Source organism: Azospirillum argentinense (assembly GCF_000632475.1).
GTDB classification, from domain to species: Bacteria; Pseudomonadota; Alphaproteobacteria; order Azospirillales; family Azospirillaceae; genus Azospirillum; species Azospirillum baldaniorum.
On record NZ_CP007795.1, the window covers coordinates 173,722 to 186,221 of the forward strand.

General features: G+C 67.7%; 11 protein-coding genes. 5 read left to right on the top strand and 6 right to left on the bottom strand.

Annotated elements, in window-relative coordinates; genetic code table 11:
• The first annotated feature begins 473 nt into the window (after positions 1-473).
• Positions 474-1,169, top strand: coding sequence for a response regulator transcription factor (locus ABAZ39_RS23345; RefSeq protein ID WP_051658444.1), 696 nt, complete (start codon positions 474-476; stop codon positions 1,167-1,169).
• Positions 1,170-1,244: 75 nt separating this feature from the next.
• Here ABAZ39_RS23345 and ABAZ39_RS33340 read toward each other — a convergent pair whose 3' ends face one another.
• Together ABAZ39_RS33340 and ABAZ39_RS23355 are read right to left on the bottom strand one after the other, a co-directional pair.
• Positions 1,245-2,003, bottom strand: coding sequence for a response regulator transcription factor (locus ABAZ39_RS33340; RefSeq protein ID WP_051658445.1), 759 nt, complete (start codon positions 2,001-2,003; stop codon positions 1,245-1,247).
• 468 nt (positions 2,004-2,471) lie between these two features.
• The gene (locus ABAZ39_RS23355; RefSeq protein WP_051658446.1) at positions 2,472-3,986 is read right to left on the bottom strand and encodes a right-handed parallel beta-helix repeat-containing protein; all 1,515 of its coding nucleotides are present in this window, start codon (positions 3,984-3,986) and stop codon (positions 2,472-2,474) included.
• A 202-nt stretch (positions 3,987-4,188) separates the two neighbouring features.
• Here ABAZ39_RS23355 and ABAZ39_RS23360 point away from each other — a divergent pair, with 202 nt between their 5' ends.
• Complete coding sequence (locus tag ABAZ39_RS23360) at positions 4,189-5,985, top strand: glycoside hydrolase family 15 protein (protein WP_040136186.1); 1,797 nt, start codon at positions 4,189-4,191, stop codon at positions 5,983-5,985.
• A 56-nt stretch (positions 5,986-6,041) separates the two neighbouring features.
• On the opposite strand, the gene ABAZ39_RS33345 is transcribed toward ABAZ39_RS23360, so the two are convergent.
• Complete coding sequence (locus ABAZ39_RS33345; RefSeq protein ID WP_051658447.1) at positions 6,042-7,337, bottom strand: BON domain-containing protein; 1,296 nt, start codon at positions 7,335-7,337, stop codon at positions 6,042-6,044.
• A 465-nt stretch (positions 7,338-7,802) separates the two neighbouring features.
• On the opposite strand from ABAZ39_RS33345, the gene ABAZ39_RS23370 reads away from it, so the two are divergent.
• Together ABAZ39_RS23370 and ABAZ39_RS23375 are read left to right on the top strand one after the other, a co-directional pair.
• Complete coding sequence (locus ABAZ39_RS23370; RefSeq protein ID WP_247881756.1) at positions 7,803-9,413, top strand: ribonuclease J; 1,611 nt, start codon at positions 7,803-7,805, stop codon at positions 9,411-9,413.
• A 125-nt stretch (positions 9,414-9,538) separates the two neighbouring features.
• Positions 9,539-9,868 (top strand): hypothetical protein, encoded by a 330-nt coding sequence (locus ABAZ39_RS23375; RefSeq protein WP_040136188.1) that lies wholly within the window; start codon positions 9,539-9,541, stop codon positions 9,866-9,868.
• Positions 9,869-9,898: 30 nt separating this feature from the next.
• On the opposite strand, the gene ABAZ39_RS23380 is transcribed toward ABAZ39_RS23375, so the two are convergent.
• Positions 9,899-10,228 carry a hypothetical protein gene (locus tag ABAZ39_RS23380; protein WP_014241827.1) on the bottom strand — a complete coding sequence of 110 codons (330 nt, stop codon included), beginning with the start codon at positions 10,226-10,228 and terminating at the stop codon, positions 9,899-9,901.
• 158 nt (positions 10,229-10,386) lie between these two features.
• On the opposite strand from ABAZ39_RS23380, the gene ABAZ39_RS23385 reads away from it, so the two are divergent.
• Complete coding sequence (locus ABAZ39_RS23385; protein WP_051658448.1) at positions 10,387-11,019, top strand: class I SAM-dependent methyltransferase; 633 nt, start codon at positions 10,387-10,389, stop codon at positions 11,017-11,019.
• A 40-nt stretch (positions 11,020-11,059) separates the two neighbouring features.
• On the opposite strand, the gene ABAZ39_RS23390 is transcribed toward ABAZ39_RS23385, so the two are convergent.
• Both ABAZ39_RS23390 and ABAZ39_RS23395 read right to left on the bottom strand, forming a co-directional pair.
• A complete protein-coding gene (locus ABAZ39_RS23390) occupies positions 11,060-12,037 on the bottom strand; it encodes a hypothetical protein (protein WP_051658449.1) in 978 nt (325 codons plus the stop codon).
• 156 nt (positions 12,038-12,193) lie between these two features.
• Positions 12,194-12,382, bottom strand: coding sequence for a hypothetical protein (locus tag ABAZ39_RS23395; protein WP_040136190.1), 189 nt, complete (start codon positions 12,380-12,382; stop codon positions 12,194-12,196).
• Between the last annotated feature and the right edge of the window lie 118 nt (positions 12,383-12,500).

Below are 12,500 nucleotides of genomic sequence, written 5' to 3' on the forward strand. Positions count from 1 at the left end.
GGTGAAACATGCGCTCTACTCCGCCCCCATCCTCACAAAGGTGTACGAAACCTGCGAAGCAGGGCGTTACGGGCGCCGGAATGGGTACGGAATAAAACGCCGACCCGCCGCAACCTTGCATCGAAGTGCGTATTTACCGGGCCGACTGTTCTGGTAACGTTGAAAACATCAAATGCAAACTGCGCAAGCATTCCTGATGATCTTCCAACACAAACAATCCATGTGGTCGGCAGGGAAAGGCGCTGAAAATGAAAAAAGTGAAATCTTCCCGAGTATCCGCGAGTGGACGCGCTCACCCGAAAATTGAACTTCCTCTCATCGGCGATGACGGATTGCGGTCCGCAGTCCCGGTTTGAAGAGATGAGAAGAATGGACGTTTGACCGAAAGGGGAATGCGGATGACGACGGACATCAAACAGCAATCTGAGGTTGCTGCGCGGGGGGTTGCTCCAGGGATTGCCACAGGCATCGCCGTGGTCCTGGCGGACCCGAACAGCCTGACGCGGGACTGCTTCTCGCTTGGCCTCGGCACGCTGTGCCAGGACATGACCGTGCGGTCGGTGGCTTCGCTGAGGGACGCCGCCGGCGTGCTGGCGCGGGACGGGCGGACCGAGGTCGTGTTGTGCAACATCGGTGCGCAGGCGGGTTTGAACGACGTGATGTGCGCGTCCATCCGCGACGCCGTTTCGGCCTGTCTGCCGGTGCCACTGGTGATCATCTCGGACCGCGACGACGGCGGGATGATCCTGGAAAGCCTGCGCCTCGGGGTGCGCGGCTACATCGTGCCCAGCCTCGGGCTGGGGGTCATGCTGGAGGCGATCCGGCTGGTCGCCGCCGGAGGGACCTTCGTGCCCGCCACCTCCCTGCAATCGCTGATCGCGCCGGTCCCGGGCGGCATCGCCGTTCCGCAGACGCCGCCAGGCGCCTCCATGCCGGTGACCGACCGGATCGGCGGGCTGACGCCGCGGGAAATGGCCGTGCTGACCTGCATGCGCGAGGGCAAGTCGAACAAGCTCATCGCCTACATGCTGGGCATGTGCGAGAACACCGCCAAGGCCCATGTGCGCAACGTTCTGAAGAAGCTGGGCGCCACCAACCGGACGGAGGCCGCCTTCATGGCGCACGCCCATCTGTCCCGCGGCGCGGCCCTGGAATCGAACCAGCCCTGACCGGTTGATTCCGTGATGGAGCGGTGCGGGAACCAGCCGCGCCGTTCTTTTGCGCGCCGTTCTTTTGCGTTGGGCTCAGTTGTCCTCGCGCATGACGCGGCACACCGCTTCCGTCCGGTTGGTGGCGCCGAGCCGCCGCAGGATGTTCCGGACATGCACTTTGACGGTGCTTTCCCGCATTCCCAGCTCGTGGGCGATGACCTTGTTCGGCTTGCCCTCCTGGAGGCACTCCAGAACGGCAATCTGGCGCGGGGTCAGTTGGGTCAAGTGAGGCTTGCCGTTGACCTCCGGCGCCGGGACGGAAAAGGCGGCGTGGAGCGCCGGGTCTGGCACCCCGGTCTGCTCGATGATCAACCGGTGCAGGATGGGTGCCGGAACGAAGATGCCTCCCGCCGCGACCATACGGATCGCCTCCAGCGCCATGGTCAGGCCGACGGTGGTCGAGATGTAGCCTTGGGCGCCCTGGCGGATGGCTTCCAAAGCGGTCACCGTCTCGTCGGAATCCGACAGCATGATGAGCGGAATGCCGTCCAGCACATCCAGAAGTTCGGCCAGCCTCGGCCGGAATTCCGGATCGGAGGCGAGCCGTCCGCTGAAATTGGCCAGCGCCACGTCCGGTGCCCCATCCTGCCGCACCACACTTTCCAGGTCGGCGACGGACGCCGCCGTCAGCACCCGCACCCCCCGTCCGCACAGGTTCAGGCTGGTGGACAGGCTTTCCCGTGTCAGCGGCGTTTCGTCGTGCAGGATGGCGGTAACGACCGGATCCTCACCCAGGGGCCGCGCGCCTCCGGACATCCGGTAATAGGACCCGAACGAGCCAGGATCGTTCATCGGGGCAGCGGTCAAGGGATTGGCGGCCAGAAGGTGATTGGAGGCGTAGGATGTGACCGATGGAGCGCGGCGGAAGGCGTTAGGCAGGCGCGTTCCGTCTTTGCACGGCAACATACAAATCTCCCTCAGCCATACGCCATGGACACGCCGTCCCGTCGAACCGCCCAGGATCGTCGCAAAGGCCGCCGCGGGCCTCGCCGGATGCGGAGACCTTGGCCCTATTCGATCAAGTGAACCGGATCAAGTGGGAAGGCGATGCTGCAAGAGGTCTGTACGACCGCTTCGAGCCTATAACATCGCAGCCTGTTTTGACGGTCAATCGCAAACAAGATCATAATACTGTGCGCGGATATCCGCAAAGTACCTCCAAATTAGTAACTTTTTCAAAACTGTAACAGTGATGAGAAACCTGTGCGTGATGGCTTGATTGCCTCTTTCTCTTTATGGAAGAATTGGCGGAAGGAAAGATCATCGAGCATTGTCCATAGGAGCCATGGAAGGGCAGCTCAGCGGCGTCTTCTGTGGAATGCCGGCGTTGACGACACCGCCCACTTCCTGGCCTTGGGCGCGGATGGCGTTCCAGTCGGCCTCCGCGTCGTTCCAGAACCAGACGCGCTCCCCCAGTTCCACCAGATGGTAGCGGTTGCCGTAGAGCCGGTTGCCGGCGGCGACCACGGCGTTGTCGGCGTTCACGTCGGTGACGGCGCCGATGCGCGCGTTGGTGTTGCGGATGACGATGCGGTTGTCGAAGATCTCGTTGCCGACGGCGGGGGTGTAGGGCGCGCGGTCCTGGGACACCACCGTCACCGCGTTGCCGTATCCGCCCGGCACGTCGATGTCGTTGCCATAGACCTTCACGCCCCGCGCGCTGGAGATCAGGATCTGCGCACCCCAGAACCAGCCCTGGCCGCGCTGCCCGTTGTCGGCGACCCGGTTGTTGCGGATCACCCCGTCGTAGCTGATTTCGTAGGTGATGCCGTTGTCGGCGTTGCCGAAGACCAGATTGTCCTCAATCACCAGTTGGTGCACGTCGATGTCGGCCCAGATCCCGGCGCCGATATTGTCGTGGACGCAATTGCCGCGGATCAGTCCGCCGCCGCCGGATTCGGTGATCTTGCCGCCGCCGCCCTCCCAATAGAAATCGACCCCGGCATAGCCGTTGCGGGCGATCTCGTTGCCGGCGATCAGAAAGTTCGTCCCGGACCCGGAAAAGCCGGCATGTCCATTGTCGAGGAGGCGGTTGTCGAGGATGCGGCTGCCGTTGCCGGCGTTGACGCCGACACCGTGGTTCAGGCGCAGGACGCTGTTGCGGACGGTCCAGCCGGGGCCGAACTCCGCGTCCACAGCGGCGGCCTGGACGGGCGCGGCGTATTTCTCGATGGTCAGCGCCTGGATGACGACGCCGGACGCCGTGCCGCCGAAGGCGCGGGGGGTGACGCTGGTCTCGACGATGCGCCCGGTGGGATCGTCGCCGATCACGATCTCGTCGGCGTCATAGTCGAAGAACCAGCGCCCCGGCCCGACGGCGGACCGGCTGCCCACATGCAGCATCGGCGCGTCGTCGATGAACAGATCCTCCGGATGGGCGCAACGGGGAAAGCCGGAGCGGCAGAACTCCGCCGCGTTGACCCGGCCCTTCTGGGTCTGCCCGCGGGCGATCCAGACGGGGCCGCGGTGGACGAAGGCGCGGTGGACGAAGGCGGTGAGCCGCCGCGCTCCGCTCAGCACGGCGCCGGGGGCGCCCTCGAACCGGTTGTCGTTCTTCGGAACGATGGACTGCAAACGATGGATGCCGGCCTCCAGCCGGAAGCGCGTGCCGGGGGGATGGCGCTCCACCGCCGCCTGGATGTCGGTGCCCGGCCGCAGGGAGACGGTGGGAGGCTCTGCCCCCGTTGCCGTCATCGGAAGGCAGGTCAGGAGAATCGCCGCGAGGCGGGCGGGGCGGGGGGCATGCCGCCGGGGCGTGGCGCGTCCTGTGTCCATGATGGCCTCGATGCGTCGTCCTGCGGCAGGGGGTTGCGGCGTCGTCCTGCGGCGGCGGACGGAAACGCTACCACGCTGGTCCGGCGGCCAGAATCGTCAAACCGGACGATCGACCTTCGTCAGCCCGGCGACGCGGACGGAGGGAACCGGAGCGGGCGCAGGCCGTTGCCAAAGGGCACCCCCAATCGTTCGAGAGCGTGCCATGGCCTCCCGCATCGAGGATTACGCCCTTCTGGGAGACTGCGAGACCGCAGCCCTGTTGTCCGTCGAAGGTTCCATCGACTGGCTGTGCTGGCCGCGCTTCGATTCCGACGCCTGCTTCGCAGCACTCCTGGGCACGCCGGAGAACGGGCGCTGGCTGCTGCGCCCGAGCGACCCCGACGCCCGCACGACCCGGCGCTACCGTGGCGACAGCCTGATCCTGGAGACGGAGTTTGAGACGGCGGAGGGTGCCGTCACCATGATCGACTTCATGCCGCCGCGCGGGGAGGCGTCGGACATCGTGCGCATCCTGCGCGGGCGGCGCGGGCGCGTCGCCATGCGGATGGACCTGACGCTGCGCTTCGGCTACGGGCACGTCGTGCCATGGGTGACGCGGATCGGCCCGAACACGCTGCGCGCCATTGCCGGGCCGGACATGGTCGTCCTGCACACCAGCGCCCCGATCCATGGCGAGGACATGAGCACCGTCGCCGACTTCACCGTGGCGGAGGGCGAGAGCGTCAGCTTCGTGATGATTTATTCCCCCTCCCACCTGCCGCTGCCGGAGCCGGTCGATGCCGAGCAGGCGCTGGCCGAGACCGAGCGCTTCTGGGCGGAATGGAGCGGGCGCTGCACCTACAGCGGTCTCTGGCGGGACGCGGTGATGCGCTCGCTGGTCACCCTGAAGGCGCTGACCTACCGGCCGACCGGCGGCATCGTCGCGGCGCCGACCACCTCGCTTCCCGAACAGCTCGGCGGGGTGCGGAACTGGGACTACCGCTACTGCTGGCTGCGCGACGCCACCCTGACCCTGCTGGCGCTGATGAACGCCGGCTATCTGCAGGAGGCGCGGGACTGGCGCGACTGGGGCCTGCGCACCATCGCCGGCAGCCCCCAACAGATCCAGATCATGTACGGCATCGCCGGGGAGCGCCGTATGCTGGAATGGGAGGTGCCCTGGCTGCCGGGCTACGAGGGGGCGAGCCCGGTCCGGGTCGGCAACGCCGCGGCCCCCCAGCTCCAGCTCGACGTCTATGGCGAAATGATGGACGCGGCGCATCAGGCGCGGATGCGCGGCATCGAGATCAGGCCGGAAGGTTGGCAGGTCCAGTGCGCCCTGCTCGATCACATGGAATCGGTGTGGGACCAGCCCGACGAAGGCATCTGGGAGGTGCGCGGCGGCGCAAAGCACTTCACCCATTCCAAGGTGATGGCCTGGGTCGCCGTGGACCGCATGGTGAAGAGCGCGGAGAAGTTCGGCCTGGACGCGCCTTTGGACCGCTGGAAAGCGTTGCGCCAAGCCATTTTCGACGATGTCTGCGCCAAGGGCTATTCGAAGGAGCGGAACAGTTTCGTCCAGCATTACGGCGCCAGCCACGTCGACGCGGCTCTGCTGATGCTGCCGATGCTCGGTTTCCTGCCGGTGGACGATCCCCGCATCCAGGGCACCGTCGCCGCCATCGAGCGGGAACTGCTTCAGGACGGGCTCGTCATGCGCTACCGGACGGAGAGGACCGACGACGGGCTTCCCGACGGGGAGGGGGTGTTCCTCGCCTGCTCCTTCTGGCTGGCCGACATCTATGTGCTCCAGGGGCGGCAGGCGGAGGCCGAGGCGCTGTTCAACAGGCTGCTCGCCCTGCGCAACGATCTGGGCCTGCTGTCTGAGGAGTACGACACGACGGCGAAGCGGCTGGTCGGCAACTTTCCGCAGGCCTTCTCGCACATCGCGCTGATCAACACCGCCTTCAACCTGACCCGCGTGGAGAAGCCGGCGGAGCAGCGGCGGGACGGGGACTGACGGAACAAAGAAAAACCCTCCCGCCGGTGAGGGCGGGAGGGGCGCGTTGGTCACGGTCAGCGGGTGGTGCTGCCGGAGGTGCTGGTGCGGCTGGTGCTGTCCGTGGTTCCGGAGGTTCCGCTCATGCCGGTCCCGGAGGTGCTGGAGGTTCCGGACGTGCCCGTCGTGGACCCGCTCATGCCGGTGCTGCCCATCCCCGAGCCGCTCATGCCAGTGCCGGAAGACCCGGTGCCGCCGAGCCCGGCCATCGCCGACGCCCCGGCCGTGGTGCCGGTGCCGCCGAAGGTCCGCTCACGGACGCGCAGGTTGTTCTGAACGTGGCGGACGCCGGAGATGGTCTCGGCCATGTCCTCGGCGCGGCGCTTGGTCCGGCGGTCGCCCACCGTTCCGCTCAGCGTGACCTCGCTGTTGCTGACGGTCACGTCGATCTCCGACGCGTCGATGTAGGGATCGTCGGTCAGCCGGTCGTTCACATCCTCGCGGATGCGGTCGTCGGAGCGGGTGTAGCCGCGCGGCCCGCGGCCCCGATGGTGCTGGGCGCCGGGATCGTCGTTGCGGGCGTCCATGCGGCGGCGGCGTTCGGCGTCCTCGTCGCCGAACCAGGAGGCCATCTCGTCGCCCGCCCGTTCGAAGAAGCCGCGCTCCTCGTTGCGGCCGGAGCCGCTGCCGCCGCCATAGCCCATCCGGCCGTAGTCGCGGTTGCCGTAGTCACGGCTGCTGTAGTCCCGGTTTCCATAGCCGCGGGAGCCGGACCCGTACTCCATGCCGCCGTAATCGCGGCTGCCATAGTCCCGGCCGCCGTAAGCTCCGCTGCCGTAATCGGAGCGGCCGAAGCCGCCGCGGTAGCCGAAGTCCTGGCCGTAGTCGCCACGGTCCTCATAATTCTGGCGATCATCGCGGGAGCGCCAGTCGCGCTGTCCCTGGCCGAAGGAGCCGCGGGACCCGTAATCGCGGCCGTAATCGGAGCGGCCGTAGTCGCGGCTGCCGGAGCCTTGGCCGTAGTTCTGACCGTAGGAGCCTTGACCGTAATCGCCCCTGCCTTCCTGTTGGCGCCAATAGTCACGGCCATAGTCATAGCCTTCGCGGCCCTGACCCTCGTAGCCGTAGCCGGGCTGGCGGCCACCGCCGCCCATCATGCCGGAGCGGCCGGACTGACCGGATCCGAATTGGCTCGAGCCGGACTGGCCCCAATTCGACGGACCGAACTCGTCACGGTCACGGTTCTGGCCACGGTTCTGATACGAACCGGCGCCCCACTCGCGGCTTTCGCCGCGTTGGCGGTCGCGCTCCCACCGGTCGTCGTCGCGGCGGGCGCCCTGGTCGTTCCTCCACCTGGATTCATAGTCGGACATGGGATGCTCCCCATTTGGACAGTGCCCGTTCGCCGGGCGTCCGCAAACAACAGGGAAGGCGGCGAAGGATCGCGGGCCGGCGGTGGCTTTGCCATGTCTTTGGCGATGCCTTTTGCCATGCGCCCCGCACAGGCCAGCCAACCGGGGCGTCATCGGGCGCCCCCTTGAACGCCGCGGCGAAGGAAACATATGTGCAACACCGCCGGCGGTTGGCCGTAACCTTCGGGTGACCGACCGGCGAACCCCCTTCCGGGTCGTGATTCAGCGGTTGACCAGCGTCGTCATCTGGATTACTGGCTCGAACACCGCTCTCCCTGGCCGGTTCGGCCGGCTGCCTCGACCCGTCCCCACGGTCCTGGCGCCGCCGATGGCCGGGGAGACCCCCGAGATCCGCATCGACACGCGATGCACGCCCGTCCGGCAGCGTTGAATGCCGGCTGAGATGTTGTGAAGCAAGAAGGACGTATGACGTTTGATAACAAGCGCCGCCGCGCGGCGCCCAAGGGCGGCAACCGCCCGAACTCGAATTTTGGCGGCAACCGCCCGAACACGATTGTTGGCGATGTGCGCAGCGGCAAGTCCGGCGGCCCGCGTTTCCAGAAGAACCAGAACCCCAAGCCCTACGAGCGCCCCAAGGTGACCCGTCCGCCGGGCGCGCCGGTCCCCGGTCCGGTGCCGGGCCATGATGAAATTCTGTTCATCCCGCTCGGCGGCTGCTCGCGCATCGGCATGAACATGGCGCTCTACGGCCATGCCGGGAAGTGGCTGATCGTGGACGCCGGCGTCGCCTTCATGGGCGACGAGGCGCCGGGCGTCGACAGCCTGATGGCCGATCCCTCCTTCATCGAGGAGCGGATGGACGAGGTGGTCGGGCTGGTCGTCACCCACGCCCACGAAGACCACATCGGCGCCATCCACCATCTGTGGCCGGGGCTGGAATGCCCGATCTACGCGACCCCCTTCGCCGCCCACGTCATCCGTGAACGGCTGAAGGAGTCCGGCGGCCTGCGCCACGCCCGCATCCGGGTGTTCGAGCCGGGCGCCTCCTTCGAGATCGGTCCTTTCGGCATCGAGACCATCACCGTCACCCACTCGATCCCCGAGCCGGTGTCGGTGGCGATCCACACCAAGGCCGGCACGGTCCTGCACACCGGCGACTGGAAGTTCGACCCGCACCCGCTGGTCGGCCCGACCATGGACCTGGACGCGCTGAAGCGGCTGGGCGATCGCGGCGTGCTGGCGATGATGTGCGACAGCACCAACGCCAACGTCGACGGCACCACGGGGTCGGAGGCGAACGCCCGCGCCGGCCTGATCGAGGCCTTCGCCGGGCGCAAGGGCGCCATCGCGGTGACCGGCTTCGCGTCCAACGTCGCCCGCATGCAGGCGGTGGCGGAGGCTGCGGCGGCCCACGACCGCAAGGTGGTGCTGGTCGGCCGGTCGATGCTGCGCATGGAGAAGGCGGCCCGCGCCAGCGGCTATTTGGAGAAGGCTCCGGAGTTCATCTCCATCATGGAAGCCTCCTGGACGCCGCGCCGGAACCTCGTCTTCCTGTGCACCGGCAGCCAGGGCGAAGAACGGGCGGCGCTCAGCCGGCTCGCCCGCGACGGCCACCGCGACCTGTGGCTGGAGAGCGGCGACACGGTGATCTTCTCCGCCCGCGCCATCCCCGGCAACGAGGTGGTGCTGGCCGACGTGCAGGACCATCTGAAGGCCAAGGGCGTGACGGTGGTGACCCCCGCCGACGCGCCGGTGCATGTGTCGGGCCACCCGAAGCGGGACGACCTGATCCGCATGTACGACCTGATCCGCCCGCGCTTCTCCGTGCCGGTGCACGGCACCATCGAGCATCTGGAGGCCCACGCCCGTCTCGCCCGCGCCTGCGGCGTGGAACGGGCGCTGGTTCCGGAGGATGGCGACATCCTGCGGATCGCGCGGGAAGGCACCGCGGTGATCGGCCATATGGAGGCCAAGCGCCTCGCCAACACCGGGCGGGAACTGATCCCCTGGACGGGCCTGCCCGTCGCGGAGGATGCGGACGCTCTGACCGAAGCCGTGGAATCGATGGCCGCCTGACGCGGCCATCCTTCCTCACCGCCACCATTCATCGGGCCACGAATCACCAGAAGGGGGATATCCGCCCTCCGTTCGCGCGCACCAGGGGCCGGTTCACGGCCCTGTTTTTTCTTGGAGAGTTGCCCATGGCTGGCTATCCCGCCGACCGGCTTTCCTTTCCCGACATCCTCGACCCGGTGCTGGAAGCGCCGGAGGGGGACGACACCGCCCTCGACCGCGCCATCAACGAGGTGGCCGAGGCGCTGGCCGACAGCGGGACCCTGATCGTCGATGCCCTGGGCCAAGCGGCCTATGGCGTGACCGACGAGGAGGCCGTCCTCGGCCTGATCGACACCTACATCCGCGTCCTCCTGCATCTCGGCGAGGTGGAGGAGGCGGCGGACATGGGCGAGGTGATCGAACGCATCCAGAGTTTCCAGCGCCGCCGCAAGCGCCGCGGATCGCGCGCCTCCTGACGCCACCCTTTTCTCAGACGGGCTCTTTCCTCAGGTCGGCGGGACGGTTCCGCCGGTCAGCCAGCGGGTCGCCAGGGCGCGCAGCCGCGCGGTCTGCTGCCGCTGGCGGTAGACGGACACGGCGTAGCCGATCCCGATGAAGCCGACGATCACCACCCAGAAGCCGAACAGATAGCGCCAGTCCGCCCCGGCGGTCAGCAGGACCAGCAGGACCAGCGTCACCACCCCCGCCACCACCCCGCCGATGATGCGCATCCGCAGGAAGGCGGCCTCGTCGCTCTGTTCGAAATCCTCGGCCAGCGCCTGGATTTCCAGTCCGGCCTGACGGCGAGCCTCCGCCGCCGGGTTCAGCGCATCCATGCCATCTCCATTCCGTTTGTCGGGCCGTCTATGGGCTTCGAACCCCAGGCGCGATGATCCGTCACATTCGCCTGCTATGAAAGGAAGAACAGGCGAAACGCGCTTCCGGCCATCGGCGCTCACGGCGCTTGCGGGCCGCTTCGGGGGAGTCTCGAACCATGCAGACCGGCCCAACCGTGCAGACCGGCTATGTGCGCACCTACGAACGCATCGCCCCGCTCTACGACGCGCTGGATCTCGGTTACGAGGTGATGTGGAAGCGGCGGCTGCGCCGGGGCACCTTTCACGGCCTGTCCGGGCGCATCCTCGACGCCGGGGCGGGCACCGGCTGCAACATCCCCTTCTACCCCGCCGGCGTCCGCGTGACCGCGGTGGACGCCAGCCAAGCCATGCTGGCCCGCGCCGCCAAGCGGGCAGAGAAGCTGGGACGGGCGGTGGATTTCCAGGTGCTGGATCTGGCCGCCACCGGCTTCCCCGACGGCCATTTCGACCATGTGGTGGCGACCTTCGTCTTCTGCGTCCTGCCGGAGGAGCTTCAGCTGCCGGTGCTGCGCGAGATGCGGCGCATCCTGAAGCCGGAGGGAACGCTGCGCATCCTCGACTACACCCAGTCGGAGCGCTCGGCGGCCCGGCTGTGGATGCGCGTGGTGTCGCCCTGGCTGAGCTTTGCCTTCGCGGCCCGCTACACCGCCGGCTACGAGGGTCATCTGCCGCAGGCCGGCCTGGGGGCGGTGGACAGCCGCTTCGTGATGGGCGATTGCGTGAAGCTGGTGGAGGCCCGCGCGGCCTGAACCGGCGGGCCGTCCGTCACCCGGTCAACAGATCAGTCGGTCAGCCGGCGCGCCGCTGCGTGTGGGCCTGCTTATGGGCCGGGCCGCTGCCGAAATGGTCGAGGGCCTGGGCAAGCGCGTCGTCGAACACCTCCGCCTTCTCCGTGAAATAGTCGAAGTAGCCGTAATGGCGGCGCAGCGGCAGTTCGGTCAACGAGCGGATGCGGTAGGCCGGGTCGTTGAGCGTGCCGCGCTCCATCAGCTCGATCACCCGGCGCAGCCGCGCGACCTCCGCCTTGTAGGAGTTGGCGAACCACTGGCGGATCTTCCAGTTCTCCACCTCCAGCTGGTTGCGCGGCACCGGCCCGATCCAGGAAACCGGGAAGGGCGCGGCCACCGTCACCTCGTCGAAGCCGTGCAGTTCCGACAGGATGATGCTGCGGTGATAGGCCCCGTCGATCAGCCCGCCGGGGGCCTCCTCGAAGCCATAGAGATAGAGCCAGAGGGCGCTTTCCACCGCATCCGCGGTGATGTCCTCAAGCCCGACCTCCCCGGCCATCAGGCGGCGGGCGGCGGCGTTGCCGTGCAGCAGCCCGTTGCCGGAGCGGAAGTCGTAGGTGTTGAAGACGACGCCGACCTCGGCCTCGTTCAGGGTGCGGGCGATCTCGGCCACGGTGTCGCGGTCGCGCACCGGGGCGTATTGGCGGGCCGGCATCAGCCGCTCCAGCACCGCCGAGGGCGACAGCGGGACATCCAGCCAGCGCCGCGCGTTCTCGCCCAGCACCGGGCGGAACACGCCCTTGTGCCCGAACAGGGCGGTCTGCCAGGCCTGGAGCAGCCCGCCGGACGCCCCCCGGTGTTCGAGAAGCAGGCGGCGCACGTCCTCGCCGCGCAGCCAGGCGGCCAGCACGACGATCTGCCCGGAGGTCACCGTAAACAGGTCGGGCATCCGCTCCAGGCGGTCGAGCGCCGTCAGCACGCCCGCGCCGTGCAGGTTGAATCCACCGAAGCCGCCCAGAGCGACCGCTTGTTTCCGCATGTTATAAAACTCCAACCAAAGAACAATCGGCCCGCACGGCGCCGCTGTCGCGGACCGCCGCCGGGCGAGCCCCGCTGCCGCATCCCGCAGACGGTCTGCCGGGGGCGGCGGGGCGTTGCTGCCGCTGTGTCAGGGAAAAACGAAGGCCGTCCGTCGTCAGCCGGCGGCGCGGCCACCGTCCAGGCGGTGGGGATCGAGGTCAGCCGTCCGCCCCTTCAGAAACGCGGCCAGCCGGCCCAGCAGGGACCGGAGATGGTCGGCGCGCATTTGTGCGGCCTTGCGGCGGATGAGCTGCAGGTCGCGTTCGGAGGGAAGGGCGGACGCGAAAGTCGAAGGCGTGTTCATAAGGGACCTCCTCAAAGGATTGAGAAGGCGTCTCCCCCTCGGGAAAGGGCTTATCGTTATGTTGCAGTGCACAATATGGGGCAGGGCCACTGCCCCGTCAAGGCTGGTCCGCTTTTTG

What these genes read in the sequence shown, in the direction of transcription:
- ABAZ39_RS33340 (WP_051658445.1), bottom strand. Translation starts at nt 2,003, where the DNA reads ATGAACGATCCTGGCTCGTTCGGGTCCTATTACCGGATGTCCGGAGGC.
- ABAZ39_RS23355 (WP_051658446.1), bottom strand. Translation starts at nt 3,986, where the DNA reads ATGGACACAGGACGCGCCACGCCCCGGCGGCATGCCCCCCGCCCCGCC.
- ABAZ39_RS23360 (WP_040136186.1), top strand. Translation starts at nt 4,189, where the DNA reads ATGGCCTCCCGCATCGAGGATTACGCCCTTCTGGGAGACTGCGAGACC.
- ABAZ39_RS33345 (WP_051658447.1), bottom strand. Translation starts at nt 7,337, where the DNA reads ATGTCCGACTATGAATCCAGGTGGAGGAACGACCAGGGCGCCCGCCGC.
- ABAZ39_RS23370 (WP_247881756.1), top strand. Translation starts at nt 7,803, where the DNA reads ATGACGTTTGATAACAAGCGCCGCCGCGCGGCGCCCAAGGGCGGCAAC.
- ABAZ39_RS23375 (WP_040136188.1), top strand. Translation starts at nt 9,539, where the DNA reads ATGGCTGGCTATCCCGCCGACCGGCTTTCCTTTCCCGACATCCTCGAC.
- ABAZ39_RS23380 (WP_014241827.1), bottom strand. Translation starts at nt 10,228, where the DNA reads ATGGATGCGCTGAACCCGGCGGCGGAGGCTCGCCGTCAGGCCGGACTG.
- ABAZ39_RS23385 (WP_051658448.1), top strand. Translation starts at nt 10,387, where the DNA reads ATGCAGACCGGCCCAACCGTGCAGACCGGCTATGTGCGCACCTACGAA.
- ABAZ39_RS23390 (WP_051658449.1), bottom strand. Translation starts at nt 12,037, where the DNA reads ATGCGGAAACAAGCGGTCGCTCTGGGCGGCTTCGGTGGATTCAACCTG.
- ABAZ39_RS23395 (WP_040136190.1), bottom strand. Translation starts at nt 12,382, where the DNA reads ATGAACACGCCTTCGACTTTCGCGTCCGCCCTTCCCTCCGAACGCGAC.